At 70.3% G+C, this 17,237-nt stretch carries 16 protein-coding genes; 3 read left to right on the top strand and 13 right to left on the bottom strand.

The features are described from left to right. Positions 1 to 14 precede the first annotated feature (14 nt). The 11 genes from AB0K52_RS14055 to AB0K52_RS14005 all read right to left on the bottom strand — a co-directional run bounded on the left by AB0K52_RS14055 (position 15) and on the right by AB0K52_RS14005 (position 10,182). Positions 15 to 932: an MFS transporter permease gene (locus tag AB0K52_RS14055; protein WP_363531136.1), complete on the bottom strand. Its 918-nt coding sequence runs from the start codon at positions 930 to 932 to the stop codon at positions 15 to 17. Continuing rightward, on the bottom strand, positions 929 to 1,393 hold the full coding sequence (locus AB0K52_RS14050; protein ID WP_363531133.1) for a hypothetical protein: 465 nt from the start codon (positions 1,391 to 1,393) through the stop codon (positions 929 to 931). Before AB0K52_RS14050 ends, AB0K52_RS14055 begins: the two co-directional genes overlap by 4 nt. A gap of 42 nt (positions 1,394 to 1,435) precedes the next feature. Continuing rightward, positions 1,436 to 1,825 (bottom strand): DUF393 domain-containing protein, encoded by a 390-nt coding sequence (locus tag AB0K52_RS14045; RefSeq protein WP_363531130.1) that lies wholly within the window; start codon positions 1,823 to 1,825, stop codon positions 1,436 to 1,438. A gap of 31 nt (positions 1,826 to 1,856) precedes the next feature. Continuing rightward, a complete protein-coding gene (locus tag AB0K52_RS14040; protein ID WP_363531128.1) occupies positions 1,857 to 2,675 on the bottom strand; it encodes a shikimate dehydrogenase in 819 nt (272 codons plus the stop codon). After that, positions 2,675 to 3,943, bottom strand: coding sequence for an endolytic transglycosylase MltG (locus AB0K52_RS14035; protein WP_363531125.1), 1,269 nt, complete (start codon positions 3,941 to 3,943; stop codon positions 2,675 to 2,677). The genes AB0K52_RS14040 and AB0K52_RS14035 overlap by 1 nt, the downstream gene beginning before the upstream one ends. Positions 3,944 to 3,951: 8 nt before the next feature. Next, entirely contained in the window at positions 3,952 to 4,431 is a 480-nt protein-coding gene (gene ruvX, locus AB0K52_RS14030; protein WP_363531122.1) for a Holliday junction resolvase RuvX, read from the bottom strand. Then, positions 4,432 to 7,113 carry an alanine--tRNA ligase gene (gene alaS / locus AB0K52_RS14025; RefSeq protein WP_363531119.1) on the bottom strand — a complete coding sequence of 894 codons (2,682 nt, stop codon included), beginning with the start codon at positions 7,111 to 7,113 and terminating at the stop codon, positions 4,432 to 4,434. 20 nt (positions 7,114 to 7,133) lie between these two features. Further along, entirely contained in the window at positions 7,134 to 7,424 is a 291-nt protein-coding gene (locus AB0K52_RS14020) for a hypothetical protein (RefSeq protein WP_363531116.1), read from the bottom strand. A gap of 32 nt (positions 7,425 to 7,456) precedes the next feature. Then, the gene (locus AB0K52_RS14015) at positions 7,457 to 7,963 is read right to left on the bottom strand and encodes a DUF948 domain-containing protein (protein WP_363531113.1); all 507 of its coding nucleotides are present in this window, start codon (positions 7,961 to 7,963) and stop codon (positions 7,457 to 7,459) included. A 292-nt stretch (positions 7,964 to 8,255) separates the two neighbouring features. Beyond that, positions 8,256 to 8,822, bottom strand: a complete 567-nt coding sequence (locus AB0K52_RS14010) for a hypothetical protein (protein WP_363531110.1) — start codon at positions 8,820 to 8,822, stop codon at positions 8,256 to 8,258. Next, complete coding sequence (locus AB0K52_RS14005) at positions 8,815 to 10,182, bottom strand: replication-associated recombination protein A (RefSeq protein WP_363531107.1); 1,368 nt, start codon at positions 10,180 to 10,182, stop codon at positions 8,815 to 8,817. Before AB0K52_RS14005 ends, AB0K52_RS14010 begins: the two co-directional genes overlap by 8 nt. Before the next feature lie 141 nt (positions 10,183 to 10,323). Between AB0K52_RS14005 and AB0K52_RS14000 the strand changes: the two genes are divergently transcribed. Genes AB0K52_RS14000 through AB0K52_RS13990 form a run of 3 tightly spaced genes read left to right on the top strand, consistent with a single transcriptional unit; the run spans position 10,324 to position 13,952 of the window. After that, positions 10,324 to 11,367, top strand: coding sequence for an iron ABC transporter substrate-binding protein (locus AB0K52_RS14000; RefSeq protein ID WP_363531105.1), 1,044 nt, complete (start codon positions 10,324 to 10,326; stop codon positions 11,365 to 11,367). Positions 11,368 to 11,386: 19 nt separating this feature from the next. Beyond that, the gene (locus AB0K52_RS13995; protein WP_363531102.1) at positions 11,387 to 12,967 is read left to right on the top strand and encodes an iron ABC transporter permease; all 1,581 of its coding nucleotides are present in this window, start codon (positions 11,387 to 11,389) and stop codon (positions 12,965 to 12,967) included. Further along, positions 12,960 to 13,952 (top strand): ABC transporter ATP-binding protein, encoded by a 993-nt coding sequence (locus AB0K52_RS13990; protein ID WP_363531099.1) that lies wholly within the window; start codon positions 12,960 to 12,962, stop codon positions 13,950 to 13,952. The genes AB0K52_RS13995 and AB0K52_RS13990 overlap by 8 nt, the downstream gene beginning before the upstream one ends. 64 nt (positions 13,953 to 14,016) lie before the next feature. Here the strand turns inward: AB0K52_RS13990 and AB0K52_RS13985 are convergent, their stop codons facing one another. Both AB0K52_RS13985 and AB0K52_RS13980 read right to left on the bottom strand, forming a co-directional pair. After that, positions 14,017 to 14,922, bottom strand: coding sequence for a hypothetical protein (locus AB0K52_RS13985; protein ID WP_363531097.1), 906 nt, complete (start codon positions 14,920 to 14,922; stop codon positions 14,017 to 14,019). A 97-nt stretch (positions 14,923 to 15,019) separates the two neighbouring features. Further along, entirely contained in the window at positions 15,020 to 17,209 is a 2,190-nt protein-coding gene (locus tag AB0K52_RS13980) for an immunoglobulin-like domain-containing protein (protein WP_363531094.1), read from the bottom strand. Positions 17,210 to 17,237 lie beyond the last annotated feature (28 nt).

The following is a 17,237-nucleotide window of genomic DNA, read 5'->3' as shown; positions in this document are numbered from 1 at the left end:
GGCGCGGTGCCGCGTCAGCCGGTCGCGGTCAGCTCCGGGTCGCCCTCACCGGGGTTTCGCCCGCCCGGGGTCCGCTTGCGGCCCTTGAGCTTCGCGCGGGCGCGGCGGGCGAGGTCCCGCGGGTCGACCCGTTCCAGCGGCAGGAAGCAGGCCATGGCGAACAGGTGCGGGAGGAAGCTGATCGTGAGGGCGGCGAAGATCGCCACATGGAACGCGTAGAAGAACGCGACGATCCCGTACTGCAGCCGCTTCCACGGGTAGACGAAGAGCACGAGCGGCGTGAGCAGTTCGAACGCGATCATGCCCCACTGGGCGACGGTGAGGAGCTGGGGGAAGTCGAGCAGCCAGTCGGAGAAGACGGTGCCGCGCCGGATGATCGCCCACGTGAACACCCCCGAGTTCGCCCATTCCCAGCCGCCGTAGCGGAACTTCGACCAGGTCGAGAGGAAGTACGTGCACACGACGGCGATCTGCACCAGGTTGAAGCCCCACCCGACGCGTTCGGAGAGGTGCTCGCGGTCGCCCCAGCGGGCCTCGGGCATCATGCACAGCACGAGCAGCAGCACCATGAAGCCGAAGCTCGCGTGGTCGACCTTGCCGTACGAGTTGTAGATGAGCATCCACTCGAAGTACGCGATGAACAGGATCCACCCGAACAGGCGCGCGCGGTAGCCGAACATCACCGGCAGCGCGGCCGCCAGCATCACGACGAGGGTGCCGGTGACGATCCAGTAGTTCGGGGCGGGGATCGGCAGGACGCGGCCGATGAGCAGCGGCTGGTACAGGTCCTCGGGCAGGAAGCGGTGCTGGATGATGAACGGCTTGTACGCCCACCACTCGATCCACACGAAGAGCCCGGCGAGGAACCGCATGGCGGCGACCCGGCCGAGGGCCACGGGCGTGAAGAAGAAGCCGTTCACATAGCCGGTCACGGCGCGTCCCCTTCGGTCCAGGTGGCGGCGATCTCGACGGTCTCGGCGCCGGTGCGTTCGCCGTCGCGCAGCTCGTAGCTGACGATCCGCACCTCGGCGGCCACGATCTCGGGACTGTCCGGGTGGGCGTCCTCATAGGCCTCGGCGACGAGCGCCAGGAGCGCCGGGTCCTCGCGGAAGCGGCTCAACTGGCCCTCGAGTTCGGCGCGGCGGAACCCGGTGTCGTTGTCCCCGATCGGGAAGCTGCGGCCGGTCGCGTCGGTGAGGATCAGGCTGGTGCTGTTCGCCCAGCCGTCGGGGTCGTGCGCGTGCGAGTACATCTTGAACGGCGCGAACGGGAAGAAGTCGTCAGCGCCCCACAGCGAGGTCGCCATGAGGGCGAGGACCATCGCGAGGGTCCCCGCGATCCGCGCGAGCTTCCCTCGGCGCGTCAGCGGTGGCTCGGCGACGTCTTTCGGCACCGGGCGAGTATGCCATACCGAGTATCGGCCCCCGCCAAGGCATCAGGCTCCGGCGAGGCGGTCCCGCTCGGCCTGCGGCAGCGAGCACGCGGCGGTGCCGCCGGGCAGCTTGTGGCGGTTGCGGGAGATGAGCCGGTACAGCGGCCACATGAGCCACGAGGCGGGCTTGAGCGAGAGCGCCCAGCCGGCCGGCTTCCAGTACCACTGGGCGCGACGCAGCAGCACCGCGATCGCGTCCGGCCCGGCCTGCTTGAGGCCCGGCTCGACCCAGATCACGGCCGCCTCGGCCTCTTCCTGGGTGACACCGAGCGATTCGAGGTCGGCCCACTGCCACGGGACGACCTTCGCGGCGGTGCGGACGCGCCGCTCCAGGAACCGGGCGGACTGGGAGCAGAACGCGCAGTCGCCGTCGTAGATGAAGGTGTGCTCCATGCCGCCTCGATTCAACTCCGGGGGATGCGGGTCATGCGTGCTTTCTCGACGGTACCGCTCCGTACAGCGCCTCGCGCATCGCCGTGACCGGCGCCTCGTCCAGGCCGGTGAACTGCGTCCACTGCCGCACCGCCTGGGCGAGCAGCAATGCGAGCCCGTCGAGGACCTGCACGCCCTGCTGCTCGGCGTCGGCGGCGAGCGCGGTCGGCCACGGGTCGTAGAGGATGTCGAACAGGACCGCGCCGGGCTTCCAGATGGGACGGATGCCGTCCGTGACGCCCTTCGGCACGGTCGCGATGACCAGGTCGGCGGTGCCGACCTCGGCCGCCTGCTCCCAGCCTCGGGCCTCGAGCCTCAGCCCGAGCGCCGAGGCGACCGGTTCGAGCTCGGCGATCGCCTCGCGGCGACGGGCGTAGACCTTGACGGCGCTCGAGCCGAGCGCCTGGGCCGCGGCGAGCGCGGCGCGCGCCGAACCGCCGGCGCCGAGGATCGCGACCTCCTCGGCCGCGGTCAGGCCGACCTCGGCCAGGGCGTCCACGATCCCGGGCGCGTCGGTGTTGTCGGCGAGGCGGCGCCCGCCGCGCAGCACGAGCGTGTTGGCCGCGCCGATCGCCTCCGCGACCGGCGTCGCCTCGTCGGCGACGGTGAGCGCGATCTCCTTGAGCGGCATGGTGAGCGAGAGCCCGGCCCAGGTCTCGTCGAGCGAGTCGACGAAGCGGGCGAGCGCGGGCTCGTCGCATTCGTGCCGCGTGTAGGTCCAGTCGTGCAGCCCGGCCGCGACGTACCCGGCGTTGTGGATGACCGGGGAGAGCGAGTGCTCGATGGGCTTGCCGAGGACGGCCGCGCGCATCAGGCCATCCCGTTCTCTTGGGCGATCACGGTGTTGGCCTCGTGGTCGTCGTGGTCGTGCGCGAACAGGGCCCGGCCGTCCTCGTACGCGGTCACGAAGAAGAGCCAGTCGCCGTCGACGGGGTTGGCGGCGGCTTCGAGCACGGCGGCGCCGGGGTTCGAGATCGGCGTCGGCATGTAGCCGGCGTTCTCCTGCGCGCTGGCCGCCCACGGGTTGTCGGGGTCGCGCATGACCTCGTACCAGTTGATGTCGGCGTGCGAGGTGATGGCCTCCTCGCCGTTGTAGAGGCGGCCGTAGTTCCAGATGGCCTCGGACTCGAAGCAGTTGCAGTTGGTCTGCCCGTGGTCGATCCAGCTGAGGTAGAGCTTGTTGTACATGACCCGGGCGATCCTCGCGTCGTCCTCGGCGATGCCGGACTCGGACTGGACGATCGAGGCGATCTGCAGCGCCATCCACGGGTAGATCTTGAACTCGCCGTTCGTCGGCGGGTTGAACTGCTGCTCGGAGAGGGAGCTCGGGTCGAAGTCGGGGTCGGGGTCCGAGATGTTCTGGATGTCCTCGAGGAAGCCGATCTCCTCGATCTCGGCGTTGAACCGCTCGATCATGGCCTTGAGCATGTCCTCGGCGGTCCACTTCTCGTCGAACTCGTACGTCGACGGGAACAGGAAGCCCTCAACGGACTTCTCCTGCCGGTCGCCGAAGCCCTCGAACCAGAGCGGGTCGACGCCCAGGGCCTCCGGGTCGTCGGCCAGTGCCTCGAACTCCTCGATCGGGACGCCGGTGTGGTCGGAGAGGGTCTTGAAGACCTCGAAGATGCGGAAGCCCTCGGGGATGGTCACCGCGTTGGTCATGCGGTTCTCCTCGTTGAGGAGGAAGTCCAGCGCCGAAGCGGCCGACATCTCGGCCTGCATCGTGTAGGTGCCCGGCTGGATCCCGGTGCCGGCGTCGTTGTTCTCCTCGGAGGCGTTCAGGAACGCCTTAGCGGAGGCGACGACGCCTTCCTCTTCGAGGTGGTTGGCGATGTCGGAGACGAACCAGCCCTCCTCGACGGTCACGGTGACCTCGGTGCCGTTGCCGTCACCGGAGAAGTCGTCGGCGATGAAGTAGTCCTTGATGACGTTGTTGTACGCCCACCAACCGCCCACGCCGATGATGGCGAACAGGGCCACGACCAGGGTCATCGCGATCAGGGACTTGCCGGAGTCCTTGCGGCGGTGGCTCCTGGGAGCATCCGTCCGCTCGTCCTCGGTCCGGAAATCGCCGAGCATCCTGTTCTCTACCTCCGCCGCTGGTCCAACCATTGCTGAAGGATCTCCACCGCGGCCGCCTGGTCGACGATGGAGCGCTTCCGCCTGCCGCGCACGCCGCCTTCGTTCATCTTGCGTGTCGCGACGGCGGTGGTCATGCGCTCATCGGTCAGGGTCACCGGTACGGGTGAGACGTGCTCGGCGAACCGCTGCACCCAGGCTCGGGTGTGGGCGGCGGCCGGCCCCTCTTCACCCGAAAGAGTAACGGGTAGGCCGACGACGATTTCGACAACCTCGTACTCGCGGGCCGTTTCGGCGATTTCCCGGATATCGCTCGGAATGTCCTCACCAGCGGTTTTGAGGTCGCGACGAACGGTCGCGACGGGAGTGGCGAGGAGCCCGTCCGGATCGCACACGGCGATCCCGACGCGCGCTTTGCCCAGATCGATGCCGAGACGGCGGCCCCGCACCCACTCGGTGGATGCGGGGCCGGACGCTGCGTCTTCCATCTAGGCCGTGATCGCGCCGGTGACGGCGGCGAGCAGCTGCGCGGCCTGGTCGGCCGGGACGCCGCCGCCCTGGGCGACCTCGTCGTTGCCGCCGCCCTTGCCGGACAGCGCGGCCTTCACGAGCGCCTGCGCGGAGACGTGCTGCGCCTGCGCGGCCTTGTTGGCCGCGACGACGATGCTGGCCTTGCCGCCGGCGGTCGCGACGACCGCGGCGACACCGGGCTGGTCCTCGGGCAGGTGCCCGCGGATCTGCATCGCGAGGCCCCGCACATCGCCGCCCTTGGTGCCCTCGGGCGCCTGCACGGCCGCGACCTTGACCGCCCCGACCTGCTTCGCGGCGGCCGCGAACTCGGCGGCGCGGCCGGAGACGGCCTTCGCCTGCAGGTTCGCGAGCTCGCGCTCGGCGTCCTTGGTGCGCTGCAGGATCGCGCGCACCCGCTCGAGCACGTCGCCGCGCTGGGCGCCGATCTCCTCGGCGATCTGCGTGACGAGGTCGCGTTCGCGGGCGAGGTACTTGTAGGCCTCCATGCCGGTGGCGGCCTCGACGCGGCGCTGGCCGGAGCCGACCGAGGACTCGCCGGTGAGGACGAGCGGGCCGATCTGGGCCGAGCGGGACACGTGCGTGCCGCCGCAGAGCTCGCGTGACCAGGGGCCGCCGATCTCGACGACGCGCACGGTCTCGTCGTAGGTCTCGCCGAACAGGGCGACCGCGCCGAAGTCCTTGGCCTCCGGGAGCGTCATGTACTGGACGGCGACCGGCAGGTCGTCGCGGACCGCGCGGTTGGAGACCTCTTCGATCTCGCTCTTCGTCTCGTCGGAGAGCTTCGCGCGCCACGAGAAGTCGAGCCGCAGATAGCCGGGGCGGTTGAACGAGCCGGACTGGAGCGCGGTCGGGCCGAGCACCTCGCGCAGGGCCGCGTGGACCACGTGCGTGCCCGAGTGCGCCTGGCGGGCGCCGAGGCGCCACTCCGGGTCGACCGAGGCCTCGACCTTGTCGTCGATGACGAGCTCGCCTTCGAGCACGCGGACCTTGTGGACCACGAGCTTCTTGACCGGGCGCTGCACGTCGAGCACCTCGGCGAACAGGCTCGGGCCGACGAGCTTGCCGGCGTCGGCGTGCTGGCCGCCGGACTCGGCGTAGAACGGGGTCCGGTCGAGCACGACCTCGACGATGTCCCCGGCCTTCGCGAGCGGGATCGGCTGGCCGTCCTTGAGCAGGCCGATCACGCGCGACTCGGTGTCGAGCGTCTCGTAGGCCTTCCAGTCGGTGGGGCCCTGCTCCTGGAGGAGCTGCCAGTACGCGGACAGGTCCGCGTGGCCGGTCTTGCGGGCCGCCGCGTCCGCCTTCGCGCGCTGGCGCTGCTCGGCCATGAGCTGGCGGAAGCCCTCCTGGTCGACCGAGAGGCCCTGCTCCTCGGCCATCTCCAGGGTCAGGTCGATCGGGAAGCCGTACGTGTCGTGCAGCTCGAACGCCTTGGAGCCGGAGAGGGTCTTGCCGCCTTCGGACTTGGTCTCGGTGACGGCGGTGTCGAGGATCGTGGTGCCGTGCTTGAGGGTCTTGAGGAACGCCTCTTCTTCGCCGTACGCGTAGGACGAGATCCGCTCGAAGTCGGTGCGCAGCTCGGGGTACGCGGCGGACATGCGCTCCATGGCGACCGGCAGCAGCTCGGGCATGGCGGGCTTGTCGTAGCCGAGGAGGCGCACGGCGCGGATCGCGCGGCGCATGAGGCGGCGCAGCACGTAGCCGCGGCCCTCGTTGGAGGGCACGACGCCGTCGCCGATGAGCATCAGCGAGGAGCGCACGTGGTCGCCGATGACGCGGAAGCGGATGTCGTCCGGGTGGGACTCGGAGGCGGTGTGCGAGGTCGAGACGCCGTAGCGCTTGCCCGTCAGCTCCGAGGCCTTGTCGATGATCGGCCGGACCTGGTCGGTCTCGTACATGTTGTCGACGCCCTGGAGGAGCGCCGCCATGCGCTCCATGCCCATGCCGGTGTCGATGTTCTTCTTCGGCAGGTCGCCGGTGATCTCGTAGCCCTCCTTGGCGGGGCCGCCGCCGCGGATGTTCTGCATGAACACGAGGTTCCAGAACTCGAGGTACCGGTCCTCGTCGACCTCCGGGCCGCCCTCGGGCCCGTAGTCGGGGCCGCGGTCGTAGTACAGCTCCGAGCAGGGGCCGCACGGCCCGGGGATGCCCATCGACCACATGTTGTCGGCCTGGCCGCGGCGCACGATGCGGTCGAGCGGGAGCCCGATCTGCTTGTGCCAGATGTCGATCGCCTCGTCGTCGTCGAGGTAGACCGTGGCCCAGATCTTGTCGCCGTCGAGGCCGAGGCCGCCCGACTCGAGAGAGCCGGTGGTGAGGTCCCAGGCGAAGCGGATCGCCTGCTCCTTGAAGTAGTCCCCGAAGGAGAAGTTGCCGTTCATCTGGAAGAACGTGCCGTGGCGGGAGGTCTTGCCGACCTCGTCGATGTCGGGCGTGCGGATGCACTTCTGCACCGACGTGGCGCGGTTCCAGTCGGGGGTCGCCTGGCCCAGGAAGTAGGGCACGAACGGGACCATGCCCGCGGGCACGAACAGCAGGTTCGGGTCCTCGAAGGCGGGCAGCGGTGCGCTGGGGACCACCGTATGGCCGTTGGACTCGAAGAACTTCAGAAACCGGCGTTGGATTTCAGCGGTCTCCATGGGGCACCTCCTTCAAGGGTCTAGTACAGGCGGCCGGGCGCGGCCGGGTCGTTCTCGTCGTCGGCGTCGAGCAGCGGCTGGATGTCCTCGCCGCGCTCGATCGCGTCGAAGAGCTCGGCCTCTTTGGCCCGCTTCGCCTCCGACACGTCCGCCCAGAACGCTTTGAACGATTCCTTCATTTCAGCACCGGCGCCGCTCACCCGCTCGGCGACCCCGCCGGGAGTGACCGACTCCGCCGCCTTCGTGACCTTGCGGACCACGATCACGCCGACCGCGATGCCGATGCCTACCCAGATCATCCGTTTCAACACGGTGACTCCTCAACCTGATTATCGCGCGACGGCTATTCGGCGGACTTCCGGCGGGACTTCGCGGCCCGCTTGGCCTCGCGCTTGGACTGGCGGGAGGCCTCGACCATGCGGCGCACCTGCTGCTCGTCGACCTCCTGGTTGCGCTTCTTCACGGCGGTGCGCAGGCCGAACCCGAACGCGGCGGCCTTGATCAGCGGCGAGCCGACGGCCGAGACGACCAGGCTGGTGATGTTGGCGACGTTGGAGGAGATGTGCGCGGCGTTCCCGGTGATGGCGCCGACCTTCTCCAGCTCGCCCTCGACCTGCGTGAGGTTGCCGTTGACGTTGTCGAGCGTGGTGTTGACGTTCCGCAGGATCGGGCCGATCTCGTGGTCGACCTTGTCGAGCGTCTTATTGACGCGATTGAGGGTCGCGGTGCCCTTGTTGATGAGGCGGAAGGCGAGCATCACGCACAGGAGGAAGAAGCCGAGCCCCGCGAGCAGGACCCCCAGCTCCCAGACGCTCCCGGTCCATCCTGCCGCCAAGGTCTCCTCAGGCACGGTCTCCCCCTGTCGCGATACCCCGGTGTCCGACACCGGCGATGAAGTGTGTGGTCCCGTCGCTCTCGGCCTTGTCCACGGCTCCCCACCCTGGCCGAGGCCGCTTGCGAACCGTCAATCGGCGCCGAGCACCCCCTCGCGCGGCCAGCGGCCCCGCCGAGACGGGGGCGGCGCGGCGCAGACGAACCGGGGGCTCTCGCACGAGAGCAACGCGGTGTCGACCTTACCTTGCGGGACCGGACATCCGGCGCAACGGGGCGCGTCGGTCCACAGTCCAGTCCCCGAGGGACGCTCAGCCCGCCGACTCGGCACCGCGTTCGGCGGCGAGGCGCGGCAGGGCCGCCTGCTGCGCGATGACGGCCGTGACCTCGGCGCCGACGCACAGCTCGTAGCGGTCGCCGCAGTCGACCGGGACGACCCACAGCTCCAGGTACAGCTCGTCGCGGACGTAGCAGCCCTCCTCGCCCAGGCCGCCGACGCACTGCTCGGGATCGGCGGGGACCCAGCCCGCGTTGAGGACCGCCTGCCAGTACTCGTTCGCCGTGTCGTCCACTGTGCCTTCAGAAGTCCACGTGCGCATCCGCACCCGGCACTCCCCCAGGCACCAGCGGGAGCCGTACGTCTCGTCGTGCACGCTCACCGCGGCCCAGCCCGGCACCTCGAGCTCGTCCACCGCCCGGCGCGTCGGATCGACCGAAAAGGCCCGTCCCAGCCACAGCACCGCCGCGACCAGGAGCACCGCCAGGACCGCGATCACCGCCACGGTCATGCGCAGCCGCTCGATGCGCGCCCCCGACCGCTCGAGGTCCGCCGCGATGCGCTCCGACGCGCGCCCGGGGCGGCGCGGCGGTTCAACCATCGGCCGGCCTGCGCACGATCCGGCGCAGCTTCTCCAGGCGCTCGCCGATCTCGGCCTCGCGCCCGTGCCGCGTCGGCCGGTAGTAGTCCCGGCCGGCCACCACGTCGGGCGCGTACCGCTGCGGGACCACGCCCCGCGGATCGGCGTGCGGGTAGACGTATCCCTTGCCGTGGCCCAGGTTGCTCGCACCGCCGTAGTGGGCGTCGCGCAGGTCCGCCGGGACCGGGCCGATCTTCCCCTGGCGCACATCGCGCATGGCCTCGTCGATCGCGGTGATGACCGCGTTCGACTTGGGCGCGGTCGCGAGGTGCGCGACGGCCTGCGCGAGGTTGATCCGGGCCTCCGGCAGGCCGATCCGCTCGACCGCGGTCGCGGCGGCCGTGGCGGTCAGCAGCGCGGTCGGGTCCGCCATGCCCACGTCCTCGGACGCGAAGACGACCAGGCGGCGGGCGATGAACCGCGGGTCCTCCCCCGCCACGATCATCCGCGCCAGGTAGTGCATCGCGGCGTCCACATCCGAGCCGCGGAGGCTCTTGATGAACGCGCTCGCAACGTCGTAGTGGCCGTCCCCGTCGCGGTCGTAGCGGACCGCCGCCGTGTCGATCGCGGCCTCCACCACGGCGACCGTGATCTCGGTGCCGCCCTCGCCCGCCACGGTCAAGGCCGCGGCCTCCAAGGCGGTCAACGCCTTGCGGGCGTCGCCGGCGGCCGTGCGCACCAGGTGGTCGCGCGCTTCATTGTCCAGGGTTACCGCGCGGTTCAGGCCCCGCTCGTCCTCGACGGCGCGGTCCACGAGCTCCCCGATGTCGGTCGCGTCCAGCTCCCGCAGGGTGAGGAGCACGCAGCGGCTCACGAGCGGGGCGACCACTGAGAAGTAGGGGTTCTCGGTGGTCGCGGCCAGGAGCGTGATCGTGCGGTCCTCGACCGCGCCGAGCAGGGAGTCCTGCTGCGTCTTGGTGAATCGGTGCACCTCGTCGATGAACAGGATCGTCTGCGGGCCGCCCGTGCGGCGGACGCGGCGGGCCTCGTCGATCGCGGCGCGCACGTCCTTCACCCCGGAGTTCAGCGCCGACATCGCCCGGAAGCGCCGCTCGCCTTGCGCCACAAGATGGGCGATCGTGGTCTTGCCCGTCCCTGGCGGGCCCCACAGGATCACCGACATCGGCTGGCGGCCCTCCACCACCTGGCGCAGCGGCGAACCGGGGCCGAGGAGGTGGTCCTGGCCCACGAGCTCGTCGAGCACGCGCGGACGCATCCGCACCGCCAGCGGCTCGTCCCCCGAGGCCGAGCCGGTGCCCAGAATCCCCGAAGCCTGCGGTTCGGGCGGGGGTGTGTCGTCGAACAAACCTGGAGCGTCCATATCCGAACCAGCGTAAGCCATCTGCGAGTGGTCATCGAGTCACGAGGGGTCGCGTGAATCTGCCGTCAAGATTTAGGTTAGGCTTGCCTTGCTTGTTTGGATTTCGAACATGTGTGGCTCACTTCCGTGAAAGGCCCGGCCATGTCTGCCCTGATCACCCGCCGTCGCTTCGCCCTGCTCGGCGCCGCCGCCCTCACCGCCCCGCTGGCGGCTTGCGGCTCCGACGACGAGCCGGACGAGACCGCTACGGAGGACCGGCCCGTCGTCCTCTACAGCGGCCGCAACGAGGAGCTCATCCAGCCGCTACTCGACCAGTTCACCGCCGCGACCGGCGTCGAGGTCGACGTCCGGTACTTCGACACCGCCGAGGCCGCCGGCCTGATCCTCGAGGAGGGCGACCGCAGCCCCGCCGACCTGTTCCTGTCCCAGGACGCCGGCGCGCTCGGCGCGGTCGCAAAGGCCGGGCTGCTCAGCGAACTCGACGCCGCCCTCCTCGGCCTCGTGCCCGAGCAGTACCGGTCCTCCGACGGCACCTGGGTCGGCCTGACCGGCCGCTCCCGCGTGATGGTCTACGACCCCGCGAAGATCAGCGCGGACGAGCTGCCCGCCTCGGTCTTGGACCTCACCGCCGAGCCCTGGGACAAGCGCGTCGCCATCGCCCCGCTCAACGGTTCCTTCCAGGCGTTCGTCACCGCACTGCGCGTCGCCGAAGGCGACGACGCCGCCGCGGCGTGGCTCGAAGGCATGGCCGACGCCCCGCAGCGCGAGAAGAACGGCCCCATCGTCGAAGGCGTCGCCGCCGGCGAGCTCGAAGCCGGCCTGGTCAACCACTACTACGTCTACGAGAAGGCCGCCGAAGCCGGCGTCCCGGTCGAGGAGTACGGACCGGCGCTGCACTTCTTCGCCCCCGGCGACCCCGGCGCACTCGTCAACGTCTCGGGTATCGGCGCGCTCGGCGACTCGCTCCGCAAGCCCAACGTCGCATCGCTGCTCGAGTACCTGCTGGCGGCCGAAGCGCAGACGTACTTCGCCGAGACCACCTTCGAGTACCCGCTCATCGAGGGGGTCGCAGGACCCGCGGGACAGCCCGCGCTCGCCGAACTCGCCGGACCCGCGATCGACCTGAGCGACCTGGACGACCTCGAGACCACGGTCCGGATGATCCAGGAAGCCGGGCTCGCGTAGCACGAAACGCGGCATCCGCATGACCGACCTCGAAGGCCGCGGCCGCGCGGCGACCCGCCTGCCGGCGCTCCTGCGCCGGACCGGGCGGGCCGCCGCGTGGCTGTGGTGCCTGCCCGCCGTCATCGCCGCACTCGTACCGCTCGTCTACCTCGCCTGGCGCACCGCCGAAGCGGGGGGCGCAGCGGTTCGGGACCAGTTGTCCCGCCCGCGCCTGGCCGAGATGACCGCCAACACGCTGCTGCTGTCGGCGACCGTGACGGCCGCCTGCCTCGTCCTCGGCACCGCCACGGCGTACCTGATCTCACGGACCGACCTGCGCGCTCGGACGGCGTTGAACCTCGCGGCGGCACTGCCGCTCGCGGTGCCCACCTACGTCGCCGCGTTCGCGTGGCGCGCGGCCTTCCCAGAAGCCGCGGGCTTCTGGATCTGTGCGCTCGTACTGACCGTCTCCAGCTTCCCGTACGTCCACCTGCCGGTCGCCGCGGCGCTCAGCCGCACCGACCCGGCAATCGAGGAGCAGGCGCGGATCCTCGGCGACGGTCCGTGGCGGACGTTCTTCAAAGTGACGCTGCGCCAGGTCGCCCCGGCGGCGGGGGCCGGGGGGCTGCTGTGCGCCCTCTACGTGTTCCACGACTTCGGCGCGGTCTCCATCCTGCGCTACGAGACGTTCACGACCGCGATCTACTCGGCCTGGCGGCTCGGATTCGACCGCACGGGCGCCTTGGTCCTGTCCACTGCGCTCGCCGTGCTGGCCCTGCTCCTCCTCGGCGGGGAGTGGGCCGCCACCGCACCGGGAAGTCGTGCCCGGCTCGAGAGCGCCTCCGGGCGCGAGCCGGCCAGGACCCGGCTCGGACGCGCCGCCCCGCTCGCCTACCTCGGTCTCGCCGCACTCACCGCGTTCTCGCTCGGGGTCCCCGCCTGGAGCCTCGTCCGCTGGACCCTCGAAGGCGTCTCCACCGCCGATCCGGCCGAAGTATGGTCCGCTGCATGGACCTCCCTGAGCCTCGCCGCCGCGGCGGCGGCACTGGTCGTGGTGCTCGTCGTCCCCGTCGGGCTCTACGTCGCGCGGCACAGGGGCGTGCTCCCGGCCGCCACCGAACGCGTCATCTACCTCGGTTACGCGCTGCCGGGCGTGGTCATCGGCTTGTCCCTGGTGTTCCTGGCGATCAACGTCGACTGGGTCTACGAGCGCTTCTACCAGTCGGCCCCGCTCCTGGTGTTCGGCTACGCGGTGCTGCTGCTGCCCTTGGGGCTGGGTGCGGTCAAGGCCAGTGCGGCGCAAGCGTCGCCGCAGTTGGGGCAGGTCGCGGCGTCGTTGGGTGCGGGTCCGGCCAAGCGGTTCGCGACGGTCACACTGCCGTTGACGGCACCGGGGATCGCCGCCGGCGCGGCGCTGGTGTTCCTGACCGCCATGAAGGAGCTCCCGGCGACGCTGCTGCTGCGCCCGGCCGGGACCGAGACCCTGGCGACCCGCCTGTGGACGTATACCGACATCGCGGCCTTCTCGGCGGCCGCTCCGTACGCCGCGCTCATCGTGGCGGCTTCGGCGGTGCCGATCTGGTTGCTCAGCAGAAGGATCGGAGGCTCCGGCCATGAGTGAGCTGCGCATCGACGACCTGCACAAGTCCTTCGGCGGCACCGTCGCCCTCGCCGGCGCGGACCTCGCGGTCGCCGAGGGCGAGATCGCCGCCGTCCTGGGGCCTTCCGGCTGCGGGAAGACCACGCTGCTGCGGTGCGTGGCCGGGTTCGAGCGGCCCGACGGGGGCTCTATCACGGTGGCGGGCAGGCGGGTCGAGCATCTGCCTCCGCAGTCGCGACGGATCGGCGTGGTGCCCCAGGAGGGTGCGCTGTTCCCGCACCTGTCGGTGGACCGCAACGTGTCCTACGGGCTGCGGGGAGCGGGGCGGACCGGGCGCGTGGACGAGGTGCTGGACCTGGTGGGTCTCGGCGGCTACGGGCGGCGGATGCCGCACGAGCTGTCGGGCGGCCAGCGCCAGCGGGTGGCGTTGGCGCGGGCGATGGCGCCCCGGCCGGAGCTGATCCTGCTCGACGAGCCGTTCAGCGCGCTCGATGCCGGGCTGCGGCAGTCGCTGCGCGGCGAAGTGGCCGCGGCGCTGCGCGCCGACGGTGCGACCGCAGTGCTGGTGACGCACGATCAGGACGAGGCGTTGAGCCTGGCGGACCGGGTGGCGGTGATGCGCAATGGGCGCATCGTGCAGGTCGCCCCTCCCGCGGAGGTGTACGGGTGCCCGGTCGATCCGTGGACGGCGTCGTTCGTGGGCGAGGCGGTCTGGCTCGAGGGCGAGGTGGCCGCGGGTGTGGCGGAGACCGTGGTCGGCGACGTCGCGGTCGAGGGTCCCGACGGGCCGGCGCGCCTGCTGCTGCGGCCCGAGCAGTTGCGGTTCGGCGACGGGCCGCCAAACGCAACTGTGTCGAAAGTAGAGTATTTCGGGCACGATGCGCTGGTGACGCTGGAGTTCGAAGGCGGCGTGTCGCTGCGGTCGAGGGTGCTGGGCAGGCCTCCGGTCGCGGGACAGCCGGTGGCGGTGTCGGTGGACGGCCCGGCGCACGGGTTCGAACGCTGAGCCCGCCGAAGCGAGAAGGCCGCCGCACCGGAGCCCGGTGCGGCGGCCTTAGAGCCTGCGGAGACTACATGCCGCCCATGGAGGAGGTGAACTCCTCGAAGTCGTGCAGGTTGGTCGACTCGGGGGCCTTGATGTCGTACGACCCGCCGATCTCGGTGATCTCGCTGGTCATCTCCATGGTCATGCCCTCGATCTCGGGCATCGCCATGGTCATGGACTTGAGCAGGCCGTCGCCGTCGAGCGTCACGGTCACCTCGGTGCCCTCGATCATCGCGGCCGCGTCGGAGCCCGCGTCCGAACCGGCGCCGAGGCCGGCGCCGCTCAGGCCCGCCAGCGCCTCGGAGTCGGCGCTGAGCGTGCCGGTGTAGACGCCGTCGCCGGTCTCCTTCACGTCGGTGAGGCCGGTGAGGATGAGCTCGGTCTGCTGCGCGAGGTCCATGCCGCCGTACTGGGCGTAGGCCTCGGCGATCGCGTCCTCGGAGGTGAGGTCCATGGTGAACCAGGCGTCCTCGCCGTAGCTCTCGGCCATGGCGTCGAACATGCCGCCGGAGAGCTGCATGTACATGATGTCGTCGACGACGACGGTCTCGGTGTGCATGTCTCCGAACATGTCGCCCATCATGGCCTGCTCTTCGGCGCTCATCTGCTCGCCGGAGGCCTCGATCATGGCGCTCATGTAGATGTCGGCGCTGGCCTTGGAGCTCTCGCCTTCGTAGGCGCCGGTCATGGCCATGAACTCGACGCCGTCGACGGTCATCGAGGCCTCCATCTGGTAGGAGGAGGCGTTCAGGTTCTCGACGGAGGCGAGGATCGCTTCGCCGGGGCTGAGGGCGGCGGCGCCGCCGTCTTCGGCGGCGGTGGTGGTCGCGCCTTCGGTGGGCTTCTCTTCGCTGCCGCAGGCGGTCAGGCCGAGGCCGAGGGCGGGGATGGCGAATGCGCCGATGAGGCGGGTCGCGGTACGGGAAGACATGGGTGCTCCTGAGTATCGGGGGAACGGGGTTCCGGTTCAGAGCTTAAGGGACGGCTTCCATACCCGAAGGTACGGAAGCCGCCCCTGATCCGAATCGTTACCAGGCCTTTTGCAGCCGTTCGTACTCAGCGGCAGTGATCGGAAGCACGGTGCCGTGGCGCGGACTGGACGGCAGGTCGTACTCGGCGACCGGGGTCCACTCACCGGAGGCGAGGTCGGTGGTCTCGAACGGGACGTAGCCGCGTCCGCCGAACTCGTCGATGAAGAGGTACCACTTGTCCTCGGTGTTGGACTTGAAGACGAGCGGGCCTTCGCCGGCGCCGATGGCGCCCGAGCCGATGCAGTCGGCGAGGAACCGCCATTCCTCGTCGGCGGCGAGGGAGGCGGCGGTCTCGGCGAGGATGAACTTGCCGCAGGGGGTCGAGGCGGTGTTCGAGCGCTCGTCCTTGGTGAAGCGGTAGTAGACGCCGTCGTCCTCGATCATGGTCGAGTCGATCGTGGAGTAGCCCTGGTCGACCCAGACCTGCGCTTCGGAGAAGTTGACGAAGTCGCGGGTCGTCGCGTACATCATGCGGTGGTAGAAGCCCTCGGAGTGGTCCTCGGTGGTGAACAGCGGCGAGGCCCAGTAGACGACGTACGCGTTCTGCTCGGGGTCCCAGTAGGCCTCGGGCGCCCAGGTCGCGCCGGCGTTCTCGGGCGAGACCTCGACGAGTCGGCCTTCGCTCCAGTTCACGAGGTCGTCGCTCTCCCACACCATGATGGAGAGGCTGCCGTGGCGCTGGGCCCGGTTCCAGTCGCCGTTGCCGTTGATCTTGAGGTCGGTGGCGATGAGGAAGAACCGGTCCCCTTCGGGCGAGCGGATGAGGAACGGGTCGCGGACGCCCTGCTCGCCCTGGTCGGAGGTCAGGATCGGCTGGGCGTCGTTGAGTTCCGTGAAGCTGAGCGGGTCGTTGCCGTCGCTGAGCGCGCCGTAGACCTGCTCGCCGGTGGGGGTGCCCTCGCCGGTGAAGTAGGTGAAGAAGTAGCCGGTGTAGTCGGCTTCGGCGGGCAGCGGCGGGACGGTCGCGATGAAGGTCAGCTTCTCCTTGGCGTCGCCGCGCTGGACGGTGGCCTTGAGCTTGACGGTGTAGGTCTCGCCGCCGGGCTGGGCGCGGTGCACGAGGCCGTCGTTGGCGATGACGGCGCGGTTGTCGGACTTCCAGGTGATCTGGGAGCCGTTGGCGCCTTCGGTGGGCAGGTGGATCGCCGAGCGGACGTCGTCGAGGTTCGGGATGGCGATGGCGGCGGCGTCGAGGGCGACCGCTTCCGCGTTGTCGTATTCGGCGAGCACCGTCGCCGTGAAGTCGCGTTGCTCTTGCACGGAGCCGAGGATGGCGGTTGCCGTGAGGGTGACGGACGCGTCGGCGGCGTCCATGTCCGGGCGGGTGACCGTCCCGTCGGCGCCGATGACCTCGGGATCGCTTGAGGTCCAGGTGATCTGGGAGCCGTTCGCACCGCGGGACGGCAGGTCGAGGTCGGCGGTGACGGCGCTCGTGTCGCCGAGGTCGATCGCGTCGGCGTCCTGGGCGGCCTTCTCGGCGCTGATGTGGGCGGCCTGCGCGCCGATCTCCGCCCCGGTGAGGGCGCCGTCGTAGATGCGGAAGTCGGCGAACTTGCCGTTGAGGTAGCGGTCGCCGCTGTAGAGGGAGCGGCCGAGGTAGTTGGCGGTGGTCACGCCGGCGCCGATGTCGCCGGGCTTGATGGTGACCCCCTCGTTGCGGGCCACTTCCTGGCCGTTGAGGTAGAGGACGGCGGTGCCGCCGGCGAGGGTGTAGGCCAGGTGGTTCCAGGTGCCGCGCGCGAGGTTCTGGCCGGTCGAGGCGTTCTGCTCGCAGGCCCAGTGGCAGGTGGAGATCGAGGTCCGGTAGCCGTTGCCGGTGGTGAAGAGGTAGCCGTCGCCCCAATCGCCGCTGGAGTTGCCGAGGCCGTAGATGAAGTACGGGCTCGCCTGCTCGGGCTCGATGTACACCTCTGCGGTCACGGTGACCGCGTCGAGGCCGGCCAGGAGGTTGTCGGGCATGTCGACGTAGTCGTCCACGCCGTCGAGATCGAGGCCGTCGTTCCAGGTGCCGCCGACGAGGACGCCGTCGCGGCCGTGGCCGGAGGCGTCGGCGACGACGCTCCCGCTCGTCTCGTCGAACTGGTACCAGAGCAGCGGCCCGTCGGCCGGGGCGGCGATCGCCGCTGATGCCGGAACCGTCACGGCCGCAACGGCGACGAGGGCTCCGATGAATCGTTTAGACGTCACTGTCCAACCTTCTTCAACTCGAATCGAT

Source organism: Glycomyces sp. NPDC049804, assembly GCF_040674615.1.
GTDB lineage: Bacteria > Actinomycetota > Actinomycetes > Mycobacteriales > Micromonosporaceae > Glycomyces > Glycomyces niveus.
Note: the sequence above shows the minus strand (reverse complement) of the source record. Positions and strands in the feature narration are given on the sequence as shown.

What these genes read in the sequence shown, in the direction of transcription:
- AB0K52_RS14045 (WP_363531130.1), bottom strand. Translation starts at nt 1,825, where the DNA reads ATGGAGCACACCTTCATCTACGACGGCGACTGCGCGTTCTGCTCCCAG.
- AB0K52_RS14035 (WP_363531125.1), bottom strand. Translation starts at nt 3,943, where the DNA reads ATGCTCGGCGATTTCCGGACCGAGGACGAGCGGACGGATGCTCCCAGG.
- ruvX (WP_363531122.1), bottom strand. Translation starts at nt 4,431, where the DNA reads ATGGAAGACGCAGCGTCCGGCCCCGCATCCACCGAGTGGGTGCGGGGC.
- alaS (WP_363531119.1), bottom strand. Translation starts at nt 7,113, where the DNA reads ATGGAGACCGCTGAAATCCAACGCCGGTTTCTGAAGTTCTTCGAGTCC.
- AB0K52_RS14005 (WP_363531107.1), bottom strand. Translation starts at nt 10,182, where the DNA reads ATGGACGCTCCAGGTTTGTTCGACGACACACCCCCGCCCGAACCGCAG.
- AB0K52_RS13985 (WP_363531097.1), bottom strand. Translation starts at nt 14,922, where the DNA reads ATGTCTTCCCGTACCGCGACCCGCCTCATCGGCGCATTCGCCATCCCC.
- AB0K52_RS14000 (WP_363531105.1), top strand. Translation starts at nt 10,324, where the DNA reads ATGTCTGCCCTGATCACCCGCCGTCGCTTCGCCCTGCTCGGCGCCGCC.
- AB0K52_RS13990 (WP_363531099.1), top strand. Translation starts at nt 12,960, where the DNA reads ATGAGTGAGCTGCGCATCGACGACCTGCACAAGTCCTTCGGCGGCACC.
- AB0K52_RS14040 (WP_363531128.1), bottom strand. Translation starts at nt 2,675, where the DNA reads ATGCGCGCGGCCGTCCTCGGCAAGCCCATCGAGCACTCGCTCTCCCCG.
- AB0K52_RS13995 (WP_363531102.1), top strand. Translation starts at nt 11,387, where the DNA reads ATGACCGACCTCGAAGGCCGCGGCCGCGCGGCGACCCGCCTGCCGGCG.
- AB0K52_RS14010 (WP_363531110.1), bottom strand. Translation starts at nt 8,822, where the DNA reads ATGGTTGAACCGCCGCGCCGCCCCGGGCGCGCGTCGGAGCGCATCGCG.